The 24,106-nt window shown below is 36.4% G+C and carries 22 protein-coding genes and 1 tRNA gene; 10 read left to right on the top strand and 13 right to left on the bottom strand.

What is annotated here, in order from left to right; all coding sequences use genetic code 11:
- Positions 1-7: 7 nt before the first annotated feature.
- Positions 8-856 carry a shikimate kinase gene (locus MHHB_RS05485; RefSeq protein ID WP_131007765.1) on the bottom strand — a complete coding sequence of 283 codons (849 nt, stop codon included), beginning with the start codon at positions 854-856 and terminating at the stop codon, positions 8-10.
- 458 nt (positions 857-1,314) lie between these two features.
- Between MHHB_RS05485 and hisC the strand changes: the two genes are divergently transcribed.
- Positions 1,315-2,427 carry a histidinol-phosphate transaminase gene (gene hisC, locus MHHB_RS05480; protein WP_131007659.1) on the top strand — a complete coding sequence of 371 codons (1,113 nt, stop codon included), beginning with the start codon at positions 1,315-1,317 and terminating at the stop codon, positions 2,425-2,427.
- Between the two features lie 146 nt (positions 2,428-2,573).
- Here the strand turns inward: hisC and tpiA are convergent, their stop codons facing one another.
- The 3 genes from tpiA to MHHB_RS05465 all read right to left on the bottom strand — a co-directional run bounded on the left by tpiA (position 2,574) and on the right by MHHB_RS05465 (position 5,768).
- Positions 2,574-3,239 carry a triose-phosphate isomerase gene (tpiA, locus tag MHHB_RS05475; RefSeq protein WP_131007658.1) on the bottom strand — a complete coding sequence of 222 codons (666 nt, stop codon included), beginning with the start codon at positions 3,237-3,239 and terminating at the stop codon, positions 2,574-2,576.
- A gap of 409 nt (positions 3,240-3,648) precedes the next feature.
- Positions 3,649-4,470, bottom strand: coding sequence for a 2-amino-3,7-dideoxy-D-threo-hept-6-ulosonate synthase (locus tag MHHB_RS05470; protein ID WP_131007657.1), 822 nt, complete (start codon positions 4,468-4,470; stop codon positions 3,649-3,651).
- Between the two features lie 65 nt (positions 4,471-4,535).
- Entirely contained in the window at positions 4,536-5,768 is a 1,233-nt protein-coding gene (locus MHHB_RS05465) for a translation initiation factor IF-2 subunit gamma (protein WP_131007656.1), read from the bottom strand.
- A 153-nt stretch (positions 5,769-5,921) separates the two neighbouring features.
- Here MHHB_RS05465 and sepS point away from each other — a divergent pair, with 153 nt between their 5' ends.
- The 3 genes from sepS to MHHB_RS05450 all read left to right on the top strand — a co-directional run bounded on the left by sepS (position 5,922) and on the right by MHHB_RS05450 (position 10,508).
- The gene (gene sepS, locus MHHB_RS05460; RefSeq protein WP_131007655.1) at positions 5,922-7,538 is read left to right on the top strand and encodes an O-phosphoserine--tRNA ligase; all 1,617 of its coding nucleotides are present in this window, start codon (positions 5,922-5,924) and stop codon (positions 7,536-7,538) included.
- Positions 7,539-7,823: 285 nt separating this feature from the next.
- A complete protein-coding gene (locus MHHB_RS05455) occupies positions 7,824-9,194 on the top strand; it encodes a TldD/PmbA family protein (protein WP_131007654.1) in 1,371 nt (456 codons plus the stop codon).
- Between the two features lie 9 nt (positions 9,195-9,203).
- On the top strand, positions 9,204-10,508 hold the full coding sequence (locus MHHB_RS05450; RefSeq protein WP_131007653.1) for an amidohydrolase: 1,305 nt from the start codon (positions 9,204-9,206) through the stop codon (positions 10,506-10,508).
- 70 nt (positions 10,509-10,578) lie between these two features.
- Here the strand turns inward: MHHB_RS05450 and hypD are convergent, their stop codons facing one another.
- From hypD to MHHB_RS05435, 3 genes are all read right to left on the bottom strand, one after another.
- Positions 10,579-11,655: a hydrogenase formation protein HypD gene (hypD, locus tag MHHB_RS05445; RefSeq protein WP_131007652.1), complete on the bottom strand. Its 1,077-nt coding sequence runs from the start codon at positions 11,653-11,655 to the stop codon at positions 10,579-10,581.
- Between the two features lie 355 nt (positions 11,656-12,010).
- Positions 12,011-13,762 carry a bifunctional N(6)-L-threonylcarbamoyladenine synthase/serine/threonine protein kinase gene (locus MHHB_RS05440; protein WP_131007651.1) on the bottom strand — a complete coding sequence of 584 codons (1,752 nt, stop codon included), beginning with the start codon at positions 13,760-13,762 and terminating at the stop codon, positions 12,011-12,013.
- Between the two features lie 9 nt (positions 13,763-13,771).
- Positions 13,772-15,151, bottom strand: a complete 1,380-nt coding sequence (locus MHHB_RS05435; RefSeq protein WP_131007650.1) for an HD domain-containing protein — start codon at positions 15,149-15,151, stop codon at positions 13,772-13,774.
- Between the two features lie 307 nt (positions 15,152-15,458).
- Between MHHB_RS05435 and MHHB_RS05430 the strand changes: the two genes are divergently transcribed.
- Both MHHB_RS05430 and dph5 read left to right on the top strand, forming a co-directional pair.
- Positions 15,459-15,535, top strand: a tRNA-Thr gene (locus MHHB_RS05430).
- A gap of 295 nt (positions 15,536-15,830) precedes the next feature.
- The gene (dph5, locus tag MHHB_RS05425; RefSeq protein WP_131007649.1) at positions 15,831-16,601 is read left to right on the top strand and encodes a diphthine synthase; all 771 of its coding nucleotides are present in this window, start codon (positions 15,831-15,833) and stop codon (positions 16,599-16,601) included.
- On the opposite strand, the gene MHHB_RS05420 is transcribed toward dph5, so the two are convergent.
- The 5 genes from MHHB_RS05420 to spcS are packed head-to-tail and all read right to left on the bottom strand — an operon-like array spanning position 16,602 to position 19,299.
- Positions 16,602-16,787 carry a hypothetical protein gene (locus MHHB_RS05420; RefSeq protein ID WP_131007648.1) on the bottom strand — a complete coding sequence of 62 codons (186 nt, stop codon included), beginning with the start codon at positions 16,785-16,787 and terminating at the stop codon, positions 16,602-16,604.
- 9 nt (positions 16,788-16,796) lie between these two features.
- Positions 16,797-16,982, bottom strand: a complete 186-nt coding sequence (locus tag MHHB_RS05415; protein WP_131007647.1) for a hypothetical protein — start codon at positions 16,980-16,982, stop codon at positions 16,797-16,799.
- A 27-nt stretch (positions 16,983-17,009) separates the two neighbouring features.
- Positions 17,010-17,192, bottom strand: coding sequence for a hypothetical protein (locus MHHB_RS05410; RefSeq protein ID WP_131007646.1), 183 nt, complete (start codon positions 17,190-17,192; stop codon positions 17,010-17,012).
- Positions 17,189-17,971 (bottom strand): cell division ATPase MinD, encoded by a 783-nt coding sequence (minD, locus tag MHHB_RS05405; RefSeq protein ID WP_131007645.1) that lies wholly within the window; start codon positions 17,969-17,971, stop codon positions 17,189-17,191. The genes MHHB_RS05410 and minD overlap by 4 nt, the downstream gene beginning before the upstream one ends.
- Before the next feature lie 11 nt (positions 17,972-17,982).
- Positions 17,983-19,299 carry an O-phosphoseryl-tRNA(Sec) selenium transferase gene (gene spcS, locus MHHB_RS05400; protein WP_131007644.1) on the bottom strand — a complete coding sequence of 439 codons (1,317 nt, stop codon included), beginning with the start codon at positions 19,297-19,299 and terminating at the stop codon, positions 17,983-17,985.
- Between the two features lie 257 nt (positions 19,300-19,556).
- Here spcS and MHHB_RS05395 point away from each other — a divergent pair, with 257 nt between their 5' ends.
- Genes MHHB_RS05395 through MHHB_RS05385 form a run of 3 tightly spaced genes read left to right on the top strand, consistent with a single transcriptional unit; the run spans position 19,557 to position 22,039 of the window.
- Complete coding sequence (locus MHHB_RS05395; protein ID WP_131007643.1) at positions 19,557-20,039, top strand: FeGP cofactor biosynthesis guanylyltransferase HcgB family protein; 483 nt, start codon at positions 19,557-19,559, stop codon at positions 20,037-20,039.
- Positions 20,040-20,049: 10 nt separating this feature from the next.
- Positions 20,050-20,841: an SAM-dependent methyltransferase HcgC family protein gene (locus MHHB_RS05390; RefSeq protein WP_131007642.1), complete on the top strand. Its 792-nt coding sequence runs from the start codon at positions 20,050-20,052 to the stop codon at positions 20,839-20,841.
- A 4-nt stretch (positions 20,842-20,845) separates the two neighbouring features.
- Positions 20,846-22,039: an argininosuccinate synthase gene (locus MHHB_RS05385; protein ID WP_131007641.1), complete on the top strand. Its 1,194-nt coding sequence runs from the start codon at positions 20,846-20,848 to the stop codon at positions 22,037-22,039.
- Here the strand turns inward: MHHB_RS05385 and truA are convergent.
- Entirely contained in the window at positions 22,007-22,819 is an 813-nt protein-coding gene (truA, locus tag MHHB_RS05380) for a tRNA pseudouridine(38-40) synthase TruA (RefSeq protein WP_131007764.1), read from the bottom strand. The two genes, MHHB_RS05385 and truA, sit on opposite strands and share 33 nt — an antisense overlap.
- Positions 22,820-23,246: 427 nt before the next feature.
- On the opposite strand from truA, the gene speB reads away from it, so the two are divergent.
- A complete protein-coding gene (gene speB, locus MHHB_RS05375) occupies positions 23,247-24,095 on the top strand; it encodes an agmatinase (RefSeq protein WP_131007640.1) in 849 nt (282 codons plus the stop codon).
- The last annotated feature ends 11 nt before the right edge of the window (positions 24,096-24,106 follow it).

Below are 24,106 nucleotides of genomic sequence, written 5' to 3'. Positions count from 1 at the left end.
CACCTCATTATACTATCTCAACACCATTGTTGTTCAACTCAGTGATAATTACCCTTCCGTATCTCTCAAGTGCATCTTTGATCTTATCCACATCTTCCCAATAACAGAGAATTGTATAGGAAGGTCCAGTTCCAGAGAGACCTGCAGTTAAAGCACCTTTTTCAATAGCCTCAATAGGTATGTTAGTTGGGAAACCTAAGGCAGAAGCATAGAGGAGCCCATTTAAAAATAACGCCCTGTAATAATTTCCCTGCAAACACTCTCTAAATGCCACCTCCACGTAATCTTTTATTAACTTCATTCTTTTTACATCGATATTTTTATTCAACTTAGGTATAAGCACCAATACTTTTATATCTTCTTTAAACCTATCCTTCTTTATTATCTTTCTCTCCAGATTATCTGTGATAGTAATACCACCGTAGTAAGATGCAGTGGCGTCATCGTAGGCACCTGTAACTGTTACCCCTGCCTCGAAGGATGATTTTATCGCGATCTCCAATATAAGTTTATCATCTATCTTCTCCCCTAAGGCATCGAAGGCAGCCATTACTACAGCATTAGATGTGGCACTACTACTACTTAATCCAGATCTTATAGGTATCTCTGTCTCTGTAATTACTTTTCCCGAGTAATCTAAATCAAAGTATTCTAAAACGTTCTTTAAACATAACTCTATAAGTGTTGTGTCTATATTTGGGTTATCCTTTACTATACCTCTTACCTCTTTTTTACCATCATCTATGAATTCAACTGTAGTTTTTACCTTTAAGTCAATAGCAAATGCAGATCCTTTACCAGTGGCAATTCCGTTGATAATAGTCCCAGATGCAGGAGATACGGCAGAAGATATCATTTTATGCATGCGTTTCACCTTGAATAATGATCGATTTCAATATAAAATAATATATAAAATAATAATAAGTGATATATTAATAAATATTAATAAATTCTGATCTTATTAAAATTAAAATTGGTTATAAATAGAAAAATCATTTAAAAAAATAGAAAGTATAAAACAAAAGATATCTCTAAATATTTAAAGGAGATATGAATCTCTAACAAGCTAATCTATCCATAGACTATACCAGTACAGAAAAAGCAGAGTGGGATTTCAGTTAATCTTTCTTTTTACGAGTTTTTGCACTTTTTATTGTTATTTCAAAGTTTTATTTAAAATTATTAATATTATTTTATTAATTATTAATATTATTAATATTTTATCTTTTACATTATAATTATTTTTATCCTTATTTTGATCATAGTTTGGCTTATAAAATTGTAAAAATCTAAACCACTCTTAAAGGTGATCCTGTGATAGAGAAACTTGTTAGAGACAGAGTCAAATCCCTTAAACCCTATGTACCAGGTAAATCTAAGGAAGAGATAATAAGAAAATACAATTTAAATCCAGAAGACATTATAAAGTTGGGATCCAATGAAAATCCCTGGGGATGCTCAAAAAAGATAAAAGAGGAGTTACTAAGAGAGATTGGAAATCTCCATCAGTATCCTGAACCTGTAAATCCTGTGCTTATGGAGGAGTTGGGTAATTTTTTAGACGTCCCAAGGGAGAATATCATAGTTGGGGGAGACGGGGCAGATGAAATAATAGATACGCTTATGAGGACCTTCGTAGACGTTGGAGATGAAGTGATCATCCCCATACCTACATTTACCCAGTACAGAGTTTCAGCCCATATACATGGAGCCAATATAAGGTATGGAAGATATAACAAGAAGAAGGACTTTAAATTGGATGTAGATAGTATATTGGACAACATAACAGAGAGAACTAAGATAATATTTCTCTGCACTCCAAACAATCCTACTGGTAATCCTATAGAGAGAAAAGATATTAAAAAAATCCTGGAATCTACAGAAGCACTGGTTGTAGTGGATCACGCCTATATAGAATACTCCAAGGATATCTACAATGTAACGAAGTGGGCGCTGGACTACGAAAACCTTCTAATTCTCAGAACCTTCTCAAAGATATTTGGACTGGCTGGTGCAAGGGTAGGTTACGGTGTTGCTAATGAAGAGGTAATAAACTATATGATGAGAGTTAAACCTGTCTTCAGTTTAACAAGGCTGAGCCAGATCTGTACTATCGCCGCATTGAGGGATAGGGAGTTCTTTTTCTATTCGAGAGAGAAAGGTATTGAGAGTAGGGAGATACTTTACAGAGGATTAAAGAAGTTTAAGGAGTTGAAAGTATATCCCTCCGAGGCTAACTATTTGCTTGTTGAGATTAGAAACGATATGACATCTGGGGAATTCTGTGAGGAACTTTTAAAAAGAGGTGTTATAGTTAGGGACTGTAAATCCTTTGAAGGTTTAGATGGAGAGTATATAAGAGTATCTATTGGAACCTTTGAGGAAGATAGAAGGTTCTTGGAGATATTGAAGGATATAGTCAGTTAAAAAGTGATGATAAAAATAATAATTAGATTGATGATTAAAATCTAAAAAATAGAGTTCTTGAAATAAAAAAACATCCTGTCCTTACTACATTGGTTACTGGAAAAGTTTAGCTATTACTCGACAAATATCAGATGGATAATAATTTTTTAGATACATTTTATAAGTTCTCTTATAGCACCTTCTACATCTTTGGACTTAACAACACTTGAGGCTAACAACACCCCTTCTGCTCCCAACTCCAATGCAGCTGCAACATCTTCCCCCTTGGATATGCCTGCACCACATAAGATCCTTACACTCCTGTTTATCTTCCTTACTTCCCTTACAGTACCTTCCACTACCTCTGGATTAGCCTTGGACACTGGGATACCTGTACCTATCAACTCAGGTGGTTCTATAGCCAACATATGTGGTTCCATGGCAGCCACGGCCTTTGATACATATATATTATTGGTACAGACGATAGTCTCCAAGTTGTGCTCCTTGGCAAGTTGAATGGTCTTCTCCAGGTCTGCTAAGATCATCCTCTTTTCAGAGTGATTTAGGAGACTGCCATTTAAACCACAATCTACGAGAGTGTCCACTAAGATACTTCCAGTGTTGCTTCCAGGGGATACTGGATCGAAGTGTTGGGCATATACAGGTATATTTACATTCTCCCTTATCATTCTTAGATCTAAAAACTGTGGACAGACTCCTATCGGTACTCCACTCTCTTCCGAGATTTTTTCAGCTATCTTTGCTATCTCTAACCCTCTTTTACCTACACCCTCCCTGTAGGTTTTATAGTTGATAACTATAAAGGGCTTGATAGTATCACCTTCTTAGATTGTTAATTTTAGAGTATGAAAACTCTTTATATTAATTTTATCCTACTTCTTATCAAGGTCCTAGCTAAAAATAATAATTATAGTCATGGGCAAAACTATATACTAACACACGGTGATGAAGAGTTTTCAATAAAAAATAATGATTACAATAATAAGAAAATAATTAAAATCAGTTTGAAAAATAAATAAAATAAAAACAGACAGATAAAATAAAAAATAAAATAAAATATACTCTTATCCTAGATTACATTGAGTGCTAGGAAGTAAAGCAGGATCTCTAATAATCCTTATTTTCTTAATACTTTTTTACCTCCTTTATATACCAACCTTATTATTATTTTACTTATTGATTATCCTTCATAATCATCTCATCTTTTGTATATATTATTGCTTAATGATCCTTAATAAACTTCAGAGCCTCCTCAACATCTGCACCTTCATGGACAACCATGGATATTGCCCTTGTGATTCCAGATATGTCCCTGTGTTGGAATACATTCCTTCCAGTAGCCACTCCAACTGCTCCAGCCTCTATAGCATCCTTAACCATCTGTAGGAACTCTCTATCACTTTTAGTTTTTGGACCTCCTGCAATTACAATCGGTGCAGGACATCCCTTTACAACCTCCTTGAAGGAGTCGATATCTCCAGTGTAGTTGGTTTTTATTATATCTGCTCCTAATTCAGCACCTAATCTCGCAGCATGAGCTACAGCCTCAGGATCTTTTTCATCCTTTATCTTCCTACCTCTTGGGTACATCATGGCTATTAGGGGCATGCCCCAGTACTCACATATTTCAGCTATTCTACCTAAATCTCTGTACATCTCGTAATCTGAATCTGCCCCGACGTTCACATGTATAGAGACAGCATCTGCTCCCATCCTTATAGCTTCTTCAACGGAAGTAACTAAAACCTTTTTATTTGGATCTGGAGATAGATTTGTCCCTGCAGAGAGATGGATTATTAAACCTATATCCTTCCCGTAACCCCTATGACCATGTCTCACTATACCCTTATGCACTAAGACAGCATTTGCTCCCCCTTCTGCTACTGCATTTATCGTCTCCTTCATATTCTCTAATCCTTTTACAGGTCCTATGGTAACTCCGTGATCCATAGGTATTATTACAGTCCTCTCCGAATCCTTGTTAAATATCCTCTCTAATCTTATAACTTTACCTATATTCTTTATGTTCTCAAATATTTCCATTAACATCACCTTAAAATGGTTTTGTCAATAATTATTATTTATATTTTATCTTTATTTTTTATCTTTTACTGTATTATTCCGTAACCTATCAATCTCCATCTCGCATTTATCCTCCTACTTAGGGCTACTCTTGCACCTCTTTCTGCACATACCGGAAGTTTCAACTTTATATCTGCAACATTATCCCTTGCAGAGAGAATAACTCCAACAGTTGTGGCAGTACCTACATTTATCATAAGTACCTCGTTTGTCCTTAAAGGTTCTATCTTTATCTCTTCCTTGGTACCTACCACTCTCTCCAGGAGATGGACATCTATGGTGATTCTATCGAGGGTTTCAGGGAGGGTTCCAGGCTCTCCTGCAACACTACCACTGAGAGCATCTGCCTTTGTAAGGGCAGGATCTAACTCTGTACCAACACCTACCAGTCCCCCTGGATAGGCCTTTTTCACATTTAGATTGCCTGCCCTAAGGGATGTAATCTTGGTTATTATAGGTTCCCAGTAGGTCTTATTCCCCTCGGTAACTTTCAATCCTGGCCTTATTTCTATTTCCTTTCCAACCTCCAACACACCCTGGATAATACTCCCTCCAATAACACCTCCCTTTAATTCTTTTATCTCACAACCTGGTTTATTTACGTCAAAACTTCTTGCAACGTACATCCTTGCTGGAAGGCTCGGATCCCTCTTAGGAGTTGGAATAAGATCCTGGATAGCGTTTAAAAGTACATCTACATTTGCACCATGGTGAGCAGATAAAGGTATAATAGGAGCATCCTCTGCAATAGTGCCTTCTATGAACTTCTTTATCTGTTCATAATTTTCCCTAGCTTTTTCCTCGTTAACGAGATCTATCTTGTTCTGCACTATTACTATATTCTTTATCCCTAAGACATCCAATGCCATCAGGTGTTCCTTTGTCTGGGGCTGGGGACACTCTTCATTTGCAGCAATAACAAGTATGGCACCATCCATAAGAGAAGCACCAGATAACATCGTAGCCATCAGTGTCTCATGCCCTGGAGCATCTACAAAGGATACCTTTCTTAAAAGTTTAGTTTTTGCACCACATCTTGGACATACCTTTTCTACAGTGTAAGCTTCAGGTTCAGGACATTTTGGACATTTTCTTATTTCACAGTCTGCATATCCTAACCTTATAGTAATACCTCTCTTTAACTCCTCACTGTGAGTATCTGTCCATACTCCTGTTAATAATTTAGTTAAACTAGTTTTACCGTGATCAACATGTCCAACCATTCCAATGTTTAATTCCGACTGTTTAACCCTTCCCATATAGATCCCTCCAAATAGTTTTTTAGATAGGAGTTATACCACATATAAACTATATATGATATATAAACTTAATTAGATTTAATTTAATTTGGATCCCTATAGTGATAGTTAAAAAAATAAAAAATAAGATAATTATAAAAAAGGATGATTAAGATGTTCAACAGGAAAGAAATCTTAGAAATGGCAAAGAAGGATTTTGAAGGGGTTTGGAGAACTACAAAGGAGTTGCTACCTAAGAGACATATAGATAGGAGATATCCAAGAATAAAAATGGAGTACGGAAAATCTCATCCAGTGATGGATACTATACAGAAGTTGAGGGAGTGTTATTTAAGGATGGGGTTCGAGGAATATATAAATCCCTTAATAGTAGATGAAAGAGAGATATATAAACAGTTTGGCCCAGAGGCCCTTGCTGTATTGGATAGGTGTTTCTACTTAGCAGGTCTTCCCAGGCCGGATGTAGGTTTAGGGAGAGACAAGATAGAGAAGATAGAGAGTTTAGGTATAGAGATGACCTTAAATAAGGCGGAGAACCTGAGAAAAACTCTCCATAAGTATAAGAAAGGTGTTATTGATGGAGACGATTTAGTGCTGGAGATAAGTAGAGCTCTTGAGGTGTCCAGTGAGATGGGATTGAAGGTACTGGAGGAGGTATTTCCAGAGTTCAAAAAGTTAGCACCTGAGCCTCTATCTCTAACACTACGGAGTCACATGACATCTGGCTGGTTTATCACAATATCTCATCTTATAGGCAAAAAACCCCTTCCCTTTAAACTGTTCTCCATAGATAGGTGTTTTAGAAGGGAACAGAGAGAAGATAGGAGCCATCTTATAACGTATCACTCTGCCTCCTGTGTGGTGGTAGGAGAGGATGTCTCCATAGATGACGGTATGGCTGTTGCAGAGGGATTACTCTCTCAACTTGGATTCAGTAGGTTTAAATTTAAACCTGATGAGAAGAAAAGTAAATACTACGCTCCAGATACCCAGACTGAGGTTTATGCATATCATCCAAAGTTAGGGGAGTGGTTAGAGGTTGCTACATTTGGTATATACTCTCCCATTGCACTAAGTGAGTATGGAATAGATGTACCTGTTATGAACTTAGGTCTTGGTGTTGAGAGACTGGCGATGATTCTGTATAACTATGAAGATGTAAGGAGGATGGTATATCCACAACTTTACGATATTATTTTAGATGATAGAGATATTGCTTATATGATACATATTGACAAGATACCAGTAACTGATGAACTTTACAACTTAGGACTAGATCTTATAGATATCTGTATAAAGAACAAGGATAAACCTGCCCCCTGCGAAGTAGTACTTGAGAGAGAAATAGAGTTTTACAATGTGAAGAAAAATATAAGAATTACCATTTACGAGAAGGAAGAAGGCAAGAAGTTGTTAGGCCCTTCTGTATTAAATGAAATATACGTATACGATGGTAATATCATAGGAATATCAGAGTCGGATGAAGGTATTAAGGAGGAATATAGAAAACTTGTAGAAGATACTAGGAGGTATGGTATTCCCACTGGAATAAGATATATAGATGCTATCTCCTTTAAAGTTGCTTATAAGATAGAAGAGGCTCTTGTATCTAATGTAGATCATTTAAAGATACGGGTACCTATAGTTAGAAACCTTGGAGATGTTAATTTAAGGTTGGAGGATATAGCATTTAGGTATATTGTAGGGAAAGGTAAAGTTATAGATGTTAGGGGACCAGTCTTTTTGAATGTTGAGGTAGATATATGTTAATATCATTGTAAGATTGTAATAAGTATTAAATAAATTCTATTATAGCTGACAACAAAATATTAAATACCTAAAAAGAAGATATAAAAAGGGTAAAATTCAGTTGTTTTTTCTTTCCCCAGGATTGTTTCTGAGCACTATTTAAAGGTTGTGTCAACCCTAACAATATATGAATAGAATCTTATATGATGCTTAGCAGCACAATGTCTCCATTATATATTTTATTATTATTTTTAATTATTATTTATTATTTTATTTATTTAGTATTTTTATAACCCTGGTGATAATATGGATTTAGAGTACTATCTGGAAAAGCTTGAAAGTCTTTCTCTGGACGCCTACTGGGATATAAGGATAATAAACATTAGATCTAACAACATTATACTGAAAGATGGGAGTATAGAAGAGATATCTTCAGGTACAACCACTGGAGTTGCTGTTAGAGTGCTATACAAAAATGGATGGGGGTATGGAAATTCCCACAGAATAAACTTTGAAGAGATTAAAACACTGCTAGAGAGAGCCTACAGAATGGCTAAACTCTCCAACGAGAACTCGAAGAAAACTGTAATACTTAAGGATGTGAAAATTTATAGAGACCATGTAAAATCTATAGGAAAGATAAATCCCAAGGATGTAGATGTGGAAGAGAAGAAGGGGTATATTATAGAAGCCCATAAAAACATGCTAGATAAGGAGGGGATGATAGTAAGTACTTCGGTACTCTACTCAGATATACTGGGAAACTCTCTATTTGTAAGTAGTGAAGGAGCCCTAATAAGGAACGAGGTTAGTAGAGTACTTATGGGAATAACTGCAGTTGCAAGGGATAATTCCAATATACAGTACGCCTCAGAACGTATTGGAGGTTATGGCTTCGAGGTTGTAAAGGAGGGTAATATAGAAGAGTTGTCTAAGAATACTAAGGAGAGGGCTATAAGGTTACTTAGGGCAAAACCTTGTCCAAAGGGAGAGTTTAAAGCTGTTCTAGATCCTGAACTTGCAGGGGTCTTTATCCACGAGGCTGTGGGCCATGCTTCAGAGGCCGATTTAGTGCTACAGAATGACAGTGTATTTAAGGACAAGATAGGTGAGAGAGTCGGTAGTGATTACGTGACTGTAATAGACAATCCCCTTATAGAAAATGCCTTTGGATATTACAAGTACGATAGTGAAGGTGTTAAAGGTAGAGAGACTGTTATAATAGAAGAGGGTATCTTGAAGAGTTACCTCCATACTAGAGAAACTGCAGGACGGTTGGATATGGAGGTTACAGGGAATGGGAGGGCAGAAGGTTTAAATAAGCCCTTAGTTAGAATGAGTAATACCTATATAAAACCGGGGGATTGGGATTTTCAGGAGTTAATAGAAGATACGAAAAATGGTATCTTCCTGAGAGGTTCCCGTGGAGGACAGGTAGATACAGGTAAAGGGCTTTTCCAATTTAATGCAGTTGAGGCTTTTTTAATTGAAAATGGGGAACTTACAACACCATTAAGGGACGCTGGTCTCAGTGGAGAGATAACGGAAATACTTCACAACGTAGATGGTGTTACAAAAGAGTTTAAGCTAAGTGTTGGATACTGTGGTAAAAATGGACAGAGTGTGCCAGTAGGAGATGGAGGAGGTAGTATAAGAACTAAAACGATAATTAGTTGAGGGATTAGGATGATACTTATAAGGGATGTAAGACTACTGGAGAGCAACGGCAACTGGGACATACTTGTAGAAGGGAACAGGATAAAAAGAATAGGAAGAAACCTATTAGAGAAAGAGAGCATAGATAAAAGAGATGTGGAGATAATAGATGGAAAAAATATGGCGGCGATCCCTGGACTTGTCAATACTCATACTCACATACCCATGACCATCTTTCGAGGTGTTGCAGACGATATCCCCCTTATGGAGTGGTTGAACAATTACATCTGGAAGATGGAATCTAAGTTAAATGAAGAGTTGGTTTATATAGGCACCCTCCTTGGAACTGTAGAGATGATAAAGAGTGGTACAACTACATTTAACGACATGTATTTTCACTTAGATGGTATAATAAAGGGAGTGCTTGAAAGTGGTATAAGGGCTGTCCTCTCCTACGGGATGATAGATCTATTCGACGAGGAGAAAAGGGAGAAAGAGATAAAGAACTGTGAAAAAATAGTAAAAAAGATAATAAAGATGGATAATCCGAGGATAAAACCTGCCATAGGACCCCATGCACCATACACATGTTCCAAGGAACTTCTAACATTTTCCCATGAGATAGCGAGGGAGTATAATATCCCTGTACACATACACATGAATGAGACTTTGAATGAGATAAAAATAGTAAAGGAAAAAACTGGAATGAGACCTTTTGAATACCTTAACTCCATAGAGTTCTTTGAAGGAGTAAAGGTAATTGCAGCCCACTGCGTCCATCTATCAGATAGGGAAATAGATATTATAGAGAAAAAAAGTGTTGTAGTATCCCATAACCCTATAAGTAATTTGAAGTTAGGTTCAGGTATTGCACCTATTCCAAAACTCTTAGAGAAGAATATCCTCATCACCCTTGGAACAGATGGCTGTGGTAGTAATAACAACTTAAACATCTTTGAAGAAATAAAGATATCATCTCTTATCCATAAGGGGATATCCCTAGATCCCACTTCAATACCTGGAGAGGTTTCCTTTAAGTTTGCCACATTAAACGGAGGTAAGGCATTAAACTTAGAGGTTGGAGTGCTGAAAGAAGGATACTTGGCGGATATAGTACTTGTAGATCTCAGGAAACCCTACCTGATACCTGTTGAAAACTTAAAGTCTCATCTAGTCTATGCCTTCAACGGAGTTGTAGATACTGTTTTAATAGATGGAAATGTGGTTCTAAGGGATGGGAAGATGACTAATATCGATGAGTATAAGATTTATGAAATGGCTGAGAAGGCGTATAGTAAGTTAGTTGAAGATGTGGATATTAAAAGGGATAATTAAAATCATGATTTATTTTTTTATTTATTTTTTTAATTTTTACAATTATTTTCTTTATGATTATACTTCTACCTCAAATAAACCCCCTATACTTATAAAATATATAACAGGTGCCTTCCTCGGAGACCATACAACTTCCAACAGGGTTAATAGGAGTACAGTACTTTCCAAACAACTTACAATCAGTAGGTAACTTCTTACCTCTAAGTATTTCCCCACATATACAGTTACTGTTCACTACTTCTTTCATCTCAGGTATATCCTCATGGTAGTATATGTCAAGATTCCTGTATTTCTTCCTAAGTTTTAGCCCCCCATTTTTTATTACTGGGAATCCCCTCCAGGGCATATCTGCAGGTTCAAATACTTCATTTATCAACCTCTGGGCAATAGGGTTTCCTTCCTCCCTAACAGCCCTTCTATACTCGTTCTCCACCTTATAACTGTTGTTTAGTATCTGCTCCAATATCATTACTATAGATACTAAAACATCCACAGGTTCAAAACCTGCCACTATCATAGGAATCTTATATCTGCTACAGAGTTTATAGTAAGGTTTTAGCCCTGTAATAGTAGCTACATGCCCTGGACATATGAAGCCCTGAATATTACTTCCCTCCTCCAGTAGGAACTCTACAACTGGAGGTATCTGTCTATGACAGTTTAATATGTAGAAGTTATCTATCTTCCTAGATCTAACATTGACAACTTCAGCGGCAGTAGTTGGTGCAGTAGTTTCAAATCCAATGGCAATAAACACTACTTTTTCCCCTTCTTTCTCTGCAATTCTAACTGCGTCCCCTATTCCATAGACTATCCTTATATCTGCCCCCTCAGATTGAAGTTCCATAAGAGATTTTCTACTCCCTGGGACTCTGTACATATCCCCCAGTGTTACCACTGTATAACCTTCTTCAGCAAGATATATGGCAGTGTCTATCTCCTTCTGTGTGGTTACACATACTGGACATCCTGGACCTGGAATAACAGTTATATTTTCAGGTAGAACATCCCTTATCCCATATTTACATATAACATGCTCATGAGATCCACAGAGGTGCATTATTTTAATATTATCTAATTTACTGGATAGCTTTTTTATAGCTTCTATGGATCTTTTTATGATTCTTCTATCGTTGATATCAATCATTCTTCCACTGGAGAGTTATTTTATTATTTTTATTTTTATTATTTTTTATTATTATTAAAAATTGTCATTATAACTATTATAGATTATAGCAATAGATAAAACTTTTTAAATTAACAGCAACCATTAGAGATTTCAATTTTAAATAAATATCAAAAAAATAAAATCCTGAAAATGTTAATACCTAAAATACCTAAATCAAGAATATACAGACAAAATAAAATAAGCTTTTATCTCCTATCTCCATACTACACTGAATACTGGAGAGACTGTATAGAGGTTTTCTAATTCTTTTTTTTAAAAGTATAATAATCTGAACACTTAAAAAGAGGATAAAACTCTGTTAATCCCTCTACTTTTAACAATACCTTCCCCTCTTTTCCACCTCACCCATATAGTCAACTACCTCCTTCCATTCCTTATACACCTTATAACCTTCCAATATCCTCTTCCACACATCCTCAAATACTCTATAGTGGGTACTCATAATAGACTTCTTAAGAACTATAAGATCAATAGTCTTATCCTCCAACATACTTGAAAATTTACCTAACCCAAAGTCTATAATATAGACCTTATTCTTTTCGAGAAGTTTCCTATCAATTTCAAGATCATTCTCACAGTCTTCACAATCTTCCAAAACCCTTTGAGTACAGCTACCATATATCTTAGTACCATTATAATCTTCAACAACTTCCTTACTGTCATCTGTATCCCCCTCCTTTACAACTATAAAGTTAGATGTCGTTAGGTCGTTATGTATTATATCCCTTTCGTGGAGTTTTCCTACTATAACACCGATGTTATAACAACAATCCAAGTTACCTCTCTCTATCTCATCCTTTGCAAGGTTCCCAGGAATATAACTCATAGTTAACGTGTAATTCTTCTTATCTATGTCGAATATATAGGGAGATAATATACCATAATCTTTGATTAGATATAAGAACCTTCCCTCCCTTACAGTCCTCCTCAGTCTTATAGTTGTATCTAGCTCTTCCAATCTATACTTCTTTTTTACCCTCTCTTTTACAACACACTCCCAACCTAGATAGTAGATTCTCCTTATATTTGCCTCTGCCCCCTTTCCTATAAGATGCTCTGGTATCTTTCTTCTTTTCCTACCTCCTTCTTCATCTATCCAAGTTACCTCTACAGTATCACTCCTGTAGTTAGGAATGGGTTTTGTCTCCTCTATAGACATCCTCCTACCACTGAGATACATCAACAGCCCCAAGTAGGCTATCATTACTCCATTATCTCCACAGAGATCCCTCCTAGGTACGTAGAAATCCACTCCCTGCTCTTCACACATATCCCTTAACATCTCCCTAAGTCTACCATTAACTGCTACTCCTCCAACTAACATTACCTCTCCCTTATCTGTATGTGCCAGAGCCCTCTCTGTAATCTCTGTAAGCATGGAAAACGCTACCTCCTGAAGGGAGAAGCATACATTTTCCAGTCTCTCCCCCTGTTCATACTTCTTTATAGCTGCAGTTAGGAGCCCCGAGAACGTTATATCCATTCCTTTAATGGTGTATGGTAGATCCAACAACCTACTACCTTCCTTAGCAAGTTTCTCCACGTATGGTCCTCCTGGATGGGGCAGGCCACAGTTCCTTGCAAACTGGTCGAGACAGTTACCTATGGCAATATCCAATGTTTCCCCAAATATTCTATATCTACCTCCAACGTATGCCAATATCTGAGTATTTCCACCACTTACATAGAGTGTTAGGGGATCCTGGGCATCAGTCACCAACTTTCCAATCTCAACATGTGCTATACAGTGGTTAACACCTATTATAGGTTTTTTCATTGACAGTGCCAAAGTTCTTGCTGCAGTTGCAGTAACTCTCAGACTTGGACCTAACCCTGGCCCCTGGGAGAATGCTACTAGATCTATTTCTTCCTTAGGCACATATTCAAAGGCTTCTTTAATCAACTTAGGAAAGGTTTCTGCATGGTGATCTGCAGCCTCTCTTGGATTTATACCTTGTACAGGTGGTTTATACATCACAGTTTTATTGAAGAGTATATTACCTTCTGAATCTATAACCCCCACACCAGTTTTTTCGGCGGTACCTTCCAGTCCCAGAACTATCATCCTATCACCTTAACCCTCCAATGCAGAGTAGTCGTACCTGTAGATACCTCTTACTTTTACAACCTCTTCTCTTATTAAACCTGAGAATATCAACTTTTGAAGTTCATTTAAAAACTCCGACTCTGATAAACCTCTCTCCTTTACAATACTTAACAGTTTTCCTCTTCCCCTTATTCTATCTTCTCTTCTGAGGATATCCAAGATGGGACTCTCCATACACCTATCTCTGAATTGGAGGAGTATTTCTTTCAACTTGGTGCTATCTATCTTTTCCCTCAACTCCTTATATCTATCTGGAGGACTGTACAGCCTAACATCCCAGGATTTCATATAGGCCCATTTTAAATTCTTTGCAAGAGGTGATATCTCATCTAACCTGTATCTTCTCTCGCCTGCAAGTACTGTAATACGGTGCTCGCTTATCTTAGGATAAGGAGGTATATCGAGGAATACAGTTGTATTAAATTTCTCTGAGAGTTCTTCTTCTATACGTCTGATCTCTTCTTCCCCAAGGTTTATCAGTATCCACTTCTCATAGGGGGATAACTCGTTGTATCTAACTACAAGTACATTCTTAAATAACTTCCTTCTGTCAAGCATCTTAATCAGTTTATTACTTTCCCCTTCGGAGTCCCTTAATATACTTATTAAGTCTATATCGTCCATCTTCGAGAGATCCCTTACCTCAAAGAGACCTTCTTCTATCCCATAGATAACAGCATTCTTCAACATTGTCTCAGAGATCCTGGAGGTTGGATGCATATATACAGAGGAGTACATCTGATACCTAGCTATGAGAAGGGATTCTGCCGCAACTACTCCTTTCTCCAATATACCCAGTTTAGGTTTGTTATCTTCGAATAGTACAATACACTTTATTAACCTGTTGTAGTCTATAGATCCGTATGCCACCCCTGTATGATAGCTGTCTCTTAGTAGGTAGTCTATTCTGTCTATATCTATATCCCCACCTATTAATGACCCTTCCGGTCCTTTATACTGCAGAACATCTATAACTTCCCTTGGAGAGTAATTTTCGATATCCATCTTTTTCACTATCTTCCTGGTATAGTATTCATGATTATAACCTCTAATTTCTAAGGAGTGAGAAAATGGAGGATGGCCTATATCGTGAAGTAATGCTGCTATCCTTATGAGATCACAATCTACCCCTTTTAAACCCTTAGAAACCTCCCCAGCAATATGCATGGCACCTATGGAGTGTTCAAAACGAGTATGAGTTGCACTGGGATATACCATATAAGTTAATCCAGTTTGCTTTATATTCCTCAGTCTTTGAAACTCTAAAGTATCTATTAGAGACATCTCACTATCCTTGATATGGATATCGTAGTATATAGGATCCCGAATTATCTTATCTCCACTCATATTAAATAATTTGATATTTTAATATATAAATACATAACCGATGTACCTAACAACTATTACTTTTTGTAATCATGACAAAAATAATTACTAAATAGTAGCAACAATGGAGCACATTAAAAAAATAATAATTATAAAATTAAGAATAATTAAAATCAAAAAAATAAAAATAAAATATAAAATAAGTTCTTCTTATCCTGAATTTTATCCTGAATTAACAGTTAGGTATTGAAGAAGTAAGGTAGTCAGATTCTACATAACCGAAAAGTATATATACCTGATGGTGGATTTATAGAATAATCGGTATTGTGCCTTGGTGGCTCAGCCTGGCAGAGCGTCTGCTTGGTAAGCAGAAGGTCGCGGGTTCAAATCCCGCCCAAGGCTCCATTTTTCGTTTATTTTTGGTATCCAATTTATCTGTATATGTAAATATATTGATTTAATAATGAACAGGTAAAACCTTGATTAGAACAGTCCTCATTAATATATTGTTTAAAAAATAATACTTAATAAAATATAAGATAAAATATAGAGAAATCTTCTATTATCAAATTCTTATTTTAGTGCTCATAAAAATCCTGAGATATTTAACGATTTTAGGATATTATTATAATAACTATTATAACCATATATTTTTGTTATTGATTTTTCAATATCTTTAATAATAAAGAGGGATTGTAATATGTTGATACTTGCGGGTTTGGGATTGTACGACGAAAAAGATATGACTCTAAAAACTCTTGAATACGCTAAAAGGGCAGATAAAATATACGCAGAATTCTACACAGCTGCTTTAACTGGTACAACCTTAAATAAAATAGAAGAAGTTATTGGAAAGAAGATAACCCTCCTTAGTAGAGAAGATGTTGAGTGTAGGAGTGATAAACTAATTGAAGAGAGTAGAAATAAGACAGTGATGTTCCTAACAGCAGGAGACCCTATGGTGGCTACGACCCATGTAGATCTCGTCATAGAGGCTAAGAAGAGAGGTATAGATGTAAGGGTTATTAATGCCCCTTCTATATACTCTGCAGTGGGAATTACAGGATTACAGATATACAAATTTGGAAGAACCGCCTCAATAGTCTTTCCCGAACCTAACTACTTTCCAGAGACCCCCTACTATGTTATAAGGGATAATCTGAGGATGGGCCTACACACACTCTGTCTCTTAGATTTAGATAGTGATAAAAATAGATTCATGAGTGCCAACGAAGGTCTTAAGATCCTACTTGAGATAGAGAATAGGAGAAGGGAGAACATTTTAAATGAGAACACCAAGGTTGTTGTACTTGCCAGGGCAGGGAGTTTTAAACCAAAAATTGTATATGGCAAAATCAAAGATCTTATTGATTACGACTTTGGGCCTCCTCTACACTCCATTATCATTCCTGGAAAGTTGCACTTTATGGAAGAAGAGGCCTTGAAGTACTTATGCGAGAACATCTCATAATTACTTCAAATCTTTAAGTCTCTTCAGTCTTTCCTGGATTTTTTCCAACTCCTCTCTAGTTAACTTAGTGGATTGTTTAATATGATCTAACTCCGTCTTTAACTGGACTACTTTTATGAATAATATAACGTTTAGTATAAGGCTAAATATGGCTATTATTATGGCTATTGTACTGTATGGTATCATTTTTTCCCTCTATTTTGAAGTTTTAAGTTTTTCTAACCTCTCGTTAATTTTTTCCAACTCTTCCTCAGTTAATCTCGTGGATTGTTTAAGTTGTTTCAACTCTTTTTTTAGTTGGATAGTAGTTATAAATAGTGTAAAATATACAAAAATACTAAAGATAGACAATACAGTAGCCATTATTTCGTAGAAATTCATTCTTTCTCCTTTCATATACTATCAAAATTACTTCAAATCTTTAAGTCTCTTCAGTCTTTCCTGGATTTTTTCCAACTCCTCTCTAGTTAACTTAGTGGATTGTTTAATATGATCTAACTCCGTCTTTAACTGGACTACTTTTATGAATAATATAACGTTTAATATAAGGCTAAATATGGCTATTATTATGGCTACTGTACCATACGTCATTTTCTACCTCCAAATATTCCTCTAATGAATTTTTTAATAAAGGATTCTTTTTCAACTTTTTTAGGTTTGTATTCTTTACCTATCAACTTTGCAGCGATCTCCATAATGGCCTGAGAAGCGGGAGAATCTGGATACCTTATTACAATAGGTACTCCAAATGCAGCACACTTCCTTACGTTGGGGTCTTCAGGAACTACACCTAGAACCGGAACTTCTAAAATTGTAGCAATAGCCTTTGAGCTTAGTTCTGAATCTTCTTTCATAGTTCTGTTTATTATAGCTCCTAATACATTTGTATCTAATCTCCTGGCAATAGCTATAACCTTGAGGGCGTCGGAGATAGAGGATATCTCCGGATTAACTACCAGTATTAGGTGTTCTGAAGCAGATATTGCAGTCAAAGCCTCTCTTCCAATTCCTGCAGGACAGTCTATAATTATAATTTCAGCCATGTCATGTAATTTCTTCAGTACTTCCTCTAATTTCTCTGGTCGTGCCTTCCTAAATGCATCTAGGGATATACCTGCAGGCACTACCTTTACCCCTGCAGGTCCTTCATATATAGCCTCCTCTATACTGGCCCTCCCTGCAAGAACATCGTTTAATGTTTTACCTTTTCCTTCAACTCCCAATACTAACTCTAAATTAGCCATAGCTATATCTGCATCTAACACTATAACATCTCTTCTGAACTTAGCTAAAGCTACGGCTAAATTTGCTGCAATAGTGGTTTTACCCGTACCTCCTTTACCTGATGCTATAGCAATGGATATAGCCATCTTTTCACCTGTTACCGTCTCAATAGAACGTCTTCCAATTTTTCAACTACCGCAATAATATCTTTATCCCTTACACCGATAGCTGCATTTATAACAATGTAATCGTAAGGATACTTGTGAAGATAGCAGGTAGCAAATTTGTCGGTGGATCTTACACCTCTTGGACCAGTGACCCGTAAGTTATAAAGTTTTCCTGCAATTTCAACAGGATCCGAATTAACAGTTACAGCTAAGGATATGGGATTGTTAATATTTAAAACTTTACTTTCTGTTTTTTCAACTAGATTGTTTAAGAGTTCTTCTAAAAGATCTCTACATCTCCTCTGTTCCTCCATCAACTCCAGATATCTTTTCATTCCTAGGGATAGGAGAGAGATAAGTATATTTACAATAGGAGTTGCACAGGCTCTACCTGGATAACTGAGAGATACCTCCCTTAAAAAATCCTTATCCTTTGAATATACAATACCTCCACCTATGGGTGTTAGTAGGTTCTTATCTGAAGAACTTACTACTGCATCTACACGATACTTGAATGCTTTCCTCAGTTTTTCTATATAGTATCTATTCTGGAGTGCATAAGCACCATTTACAATGTGAGGTATGTTGTATTCCTTACAGATTTTTCCTATTTCTACTATATCATCACTCTCCCTAGGTGGAAAGAATGTTAAAGTACTTAATATACAGGGATTGTTGCCCATATCTATCTCATGTACTATGGCATCTTCTATATCATCTACATCTACCTTGACGGCATCTCCGTAAAGTTTAGTCTCCACCAGCCTCATCCTAAACCCTACAAGATAGACCCCTTTTATTGGGCTCTTATGGGCAGCGTAGGGGTATATCACCACGTTGGAGTTATACATCCTCCTTACAGCATTCAGACAGAGAGATAGGGAGAGTCCTGTTGCCACTGGTAGCCCTATCCCATGGACCTTTAAACCAAGATTCCTTAGGAAACTTGTTAACATACTATTAGTCAAGTTGTACATTGCACTTGCACCGGGGGCTTTAGGTTGAGGATCTATGAGATTGCCACTTCTACCTATACCATGACAGAATCCAGAGACTAACTCTTCCTGGATCTTAGAAACACATCTACCCTCCCTCTCCCCAATCCTTATAACCTTTGGATCCTTGTCAGTATCCATAAGTGAGAAGAACTTTAAAAGTAATCTTATCTTATCTTCAGGTAACCCTTCTTTTGGAATTCTTCGATGACTTAGTATATCCTCGATGAACCTTAGGTTGTCCTTTAATATTAATAAACCTCTATTCTCCATATTCTTGGGGATCAGCCCACTTACATCCATCCTGAACATAGTTTCACTTTTTATTAAACTTTCTCCAATACTCCGATATAAAAGCCATATTTTGTTTTTTACCTTTATTTATTGTTGTTTATTTAGGTGTTTTGAAATTATTATTTTTTTATTCATGATTCTAAGATTATTAATTGTATTAATTAATTATAATTTAATAAAAAAAGAAATAGTAGGAATACTATAAACACACCTAGAGATATATATCTTAAAAATCATCAACAACTAAAAAGAAAATAAATAGAAAAGGGAGAGGGATGGATAGATTGGAAAACTGTATTCTAAAGGCATACCTTGAATCCTACAGGGGAGAAAGAAAAGGAGATAAATGGGAAGAGATAGAAACTATAAAGAATTATATTCTCAATGGGAAAAAGATAGTTGTTGCTACAAACAACTTAAATAAATTTAGGATAATCAGAGATATCTTAATAGAGAAGGTATATAAAGATAAGGATGTAGATATATCCAAGGTAGATATACCTACAGAGGTCTCAGATCTTACAAGGATGCCGGTATTAAGTAAGGGTTTGATGGCAGTAGATACTACAGATGCCCATATAGTTATTGCAAGGGGAAGATTGGGAGTGCCAGGTTCAGGTTCTATGCTTCTCATTATGGACGGCAAAGGTAGGATCTTAAGTGGTTCCCTGTCTCCTCCCTCTGTTATACATAAAAGAAGTATTGAAGATACTGTGAGAGAGGAGTTGTTGGAAGCTCTGAAGAGGATAGGTATATAGAGGGATATCTATGATGTGTGGTATAACTGAGACTGTGAAAACCTTGGAGTCAAAAACTAAGGTAGTAGATATAATATACTCTATTGTGGAGGAGAAGACAAGAGCTATAAAGTACTTCTTAGAGGGGGAAGAGTTTAGGGAGACCCTCATATTTGGAGCCTACCTCTGTGGAAATTATATGGCTTCTTCCCTTTTAAATGACTCTGAGAAGGTGATACTTGTAGATATATATCCCCATCTGAAGGATATTGTGCGAAACAATAAGGATATAACTTTTATGGACATAAACTCTTTCAATCTCGCCTTGAGAAATAAGAAGTTAAACCCTGACTTAGTTATCGACTTAACTGGGTTAGGGGGCTTGAGTCCAGAGGTCATTTCCAACTTCGATCCCGAAGTACTTATTGTAGAGAATCCAAAAGGAGTGTATGATAGGGAGATTTTCGAGGTAGATAACTCATTAGAGAGGTTAAAGGTAGGTAAGAAAAGGGGGTTGTTAAATACTTACAGGATCTCTAGGATCTCGAAAACTTCTGGAACTATGACATTAACTATAGACACTATACTAGACGCCTGCCATGAGATCAGGGAACTTGAAGGGATACTGTATGTAATACCAAATCTCAAATACTACGAGGGTATTCTGTTCCACGAGAAGAACGTCAAAAAGTTTATGGGAGAGATAAACACCCCTGCCATAACTGTAAGTTGCTTAGATGAGGATATATATCCAAAGATAGATGAGATACTCAGGAGAAATATGGAGAGGGTAAAATCCTTCGTAGAACCAATATACAGGTGATAAGATGGCTGATAAGATATGTGTTTTAGCATACTCTGGAGGTTTAGATACAAGTTGTTGTCTAAAGTTGTTAGAGGAGAAGTATGGCTATAAGGTAGTAACCTTGTGTGTAGATGTGGGACAACCTGAAGAAGAGATTGTGGAATCTGAGGAGAAGGCAAAAAGATACGGAGTATATAAACACTACACTATAGATGCCAAGGAAGAGTTTGTAAAAGAATACATATTTAGGGCAATAAAGGCAAATGCCATGTACGAAGGATATCCTCTATCTACAGCTCTAGCAAGGCCCTTAATTGCATTGAAGCTGGTCCAGCTGGCAGAGGAGTTAGGTGCAGAGGCAGTGGCTCACGGTTGTACAGGGAAAGGGAATGATCAGTTTAGATTTGAAAGTATCGTCAGGGCGATGGCACCACATCTAAGAATCATAGCTCCAATTAGGGACCTAAATCTTACAAGGAAGGAGGAGATAGAGTACGCCAAAAAACATGGTATAGATATTCCATCAGAGAGTAAAAAATACAGTATAGATGAAAACCTGTGGGGCAGAAGTATAGAGGGAGGTCCTTTGGAAGACCCATCATTTGAACCTCCTGAAGAGATATTTACATGGACGAGGAATCCAAAGGAATGTACTGAGGAAGAATACATAGAGATAGAGTTTGAAAAAGGTGTCCCTGTCGGTATAAATGGAAAGAAGATGGATCCTGTTGATCTTGTAAGGGAGTGTAACAGAATAGGTGGAAGGAACGGTATCGGTAGGATAGACATTATGGAAGATAGAATCTTAGGTTTAAAATCCAGGGAAAACTATGAATGTCCGGGGGCGGTGATGCTAATAACTGCACATAAGGCGTTGGAGCAGTTAGTACTCAGTAGGGAAGAGTTGAAGTTCAAGGATATAGTAGATGCCACCTACGGAGATCTTATATATAGAGGACTCTGGCATGAACCTCTAAGGGAAGCATTAGATGCATTCATAGAAAAAACCCAGGAAAGAGTTTGTGGAAAAGTTACCTTGAAGTTATACGGAGGTTCTATTAGGGTTATTGGAAGAGAGAGTCCATATGCACTGTACAATAAAGATCTCGTATCCTTTGAGGAGAAGGATATGGACCAGAGAGAGATCGTAGGCATGGTTAAATACTACGGACTACAGGCTATACTATACCATTCTGTTAAAAGGAGATTCCAGTAGATCTACCATACTTTTAGATATTCCAAACTTTACAATACTCTTAAGATACTCTTCCATCCATTCTTCTCTGAATCTTCTAAGTACGTAGGGGTCGTATATATATTCTACATCTGTCCTAGCTTCAACTAGAATAAGACCTTCAGGAGGAGCAGGAGGTACACCTTCCCTATGATCAATATGCAGGAGGTCATCTATCCAACTTATATCTTTCCTACCTCTACCTATCTCAGAGAGTACTGTTACTATCTTCCTTACCATATTCCAGAGAAAACTTTCGCCTATGACATCTATTATAATATAGTATCTATCCTCGGAGATCTTTATATCGAATATTCTCCTAATAGGACTTTTTTTCTTGGATCTGTCTCTTTTGGAAAGATTATGGAAGGAATGGGTCCCAATAAGTTTTTTAGATCCCTCGATCATCAGACCTACGTTGTAATTACCTTCCTTTGGAAGTATATACCTATAGTGTCTATATTTTACTTTAGGTATTCCTTCTATCTCTCTATATCCTAGTACCCAGATACCTTTATTCTTTAACTTTGAGTAAATGTAGGAAAGTTTAGGTTCTTTCTTTAGATAGACTACTACAAAATTTCCAAGTGCAGAGACACCTTTATCGGTTCTACCTCCGTAAAATACAATACCCCTTTTTTCTTCACTTATATAACCACACTCTTCTAATGCACTTAGTACGTGATCACATACAGTGTCTCTGTGAGGTTGAGATTGGAATCCCCTATGACGTCCATCGTAAGCTACCTTAAGGATATACATTCTTTCCATAGTATCACGAAATACAAAAATTATATGTTCTTTAAAGTTATAATAATTCATTAAGATTTTAATAAAAAAATAACTATCTTAAATATCATAAATTAAAAAATTATTAAAAATAATAATAACCATAAAATTATGTAACTACAGTTGTTACCCTGAAAGGTGTGAGATCGGTGAGAGTTCCATCAAAGTGACAGTTTAAAGAAATATAGTAAATATATATATGTTAAAAAACACTATTAGAGCTATAACGAGAATAAAATAATGAAAAATTCTTACTAGCAGGATAATTGAAAAACTCTATTTTTATTTTAAACCTTTTCCTTATTTTTTATCTTATTTTTTAATATAATCTGATACTTAATTATTGAGGTTTGTTAATAGCTGATGAATAATTAATAAATTTAATAAATAAGGTGAGAACATCTACTTCGAGGAGTGTTATAGGTATCTATGTGCCTATTCTGACTACCAGGAGTGTGAATTTGCTATATTTGGAGTGCCATACGACGGCACAACTACCTATAAACCTGGGGCAAGATTTGGACCAGACGAAGTTAGGAAAGCCTCCTGGGTGTTAGAAACCTACAGTCCACATCTAAGAAGAGATCTAGCAGATGTAAAAATCTCAGATTTAAACAACATTATAATAGAGGGGGATCAAAGGGAGATCCTAAATAGAATCTATAGAGCTACTCTTGAGATTATGAGGGATGGAAAGAAGGTGGTAATGATAGGGGGTGATCACTCTACTACGTATCCCCTCGTTAAATCTTCAAAAGAGGTCTATAAGGATATAGTGCTTATCCATTTTGATGCCCACTGCGATCTAAGGGAGGAGTATCTAGGAAATAAATACTCCCACGCCTCGGTTATAAGGAGATGTTATGAGATTACAAAAGATATATATCAATTTGGTATTAGAAGTGGAGATAAAGACGAATGGGAATTTGCCTGGAAGAATACAAATATATTCAGTAGGTTACCGAAGGAAGAGGATATTAAAGAGATAAAATCCTTAGATAAGTATATTTATATCACCATAGATATAGATGTATTAGATCCAGCCTACGCCCCCGGGACTGGCACTCCTGAACCTTGTGGATATTCTACTAAGGAGCTGATAAGTACCCTTTATCTTTTTAGGGATCTAAGGGATAAAATAGTAGGTTTCGATGTTGTAGAGGTGTCTCCACCCTGTGATGTAAATAGTATTACCTCTATCGCAGCTGCAAAGATAATAAGGGAACTTATACTTACCATTGGGAAGTGAAATCCTTATAT

The sequence above is a fragment of the Methanofervidicoccus abyssi genome (assembly GCF_004310395.1).
GTDB classification, from domain to species: Archaea; AGJL01; Methanococci; order Methanococcales; family Methanococcaceae; genus Methanofervidicoccus; species Methanofervidicoccus abyssi.
Note: the sequence above shows the minus strand (reverse complement) of the source record. Positions and strands in the feature narration are given on the sequence as shown.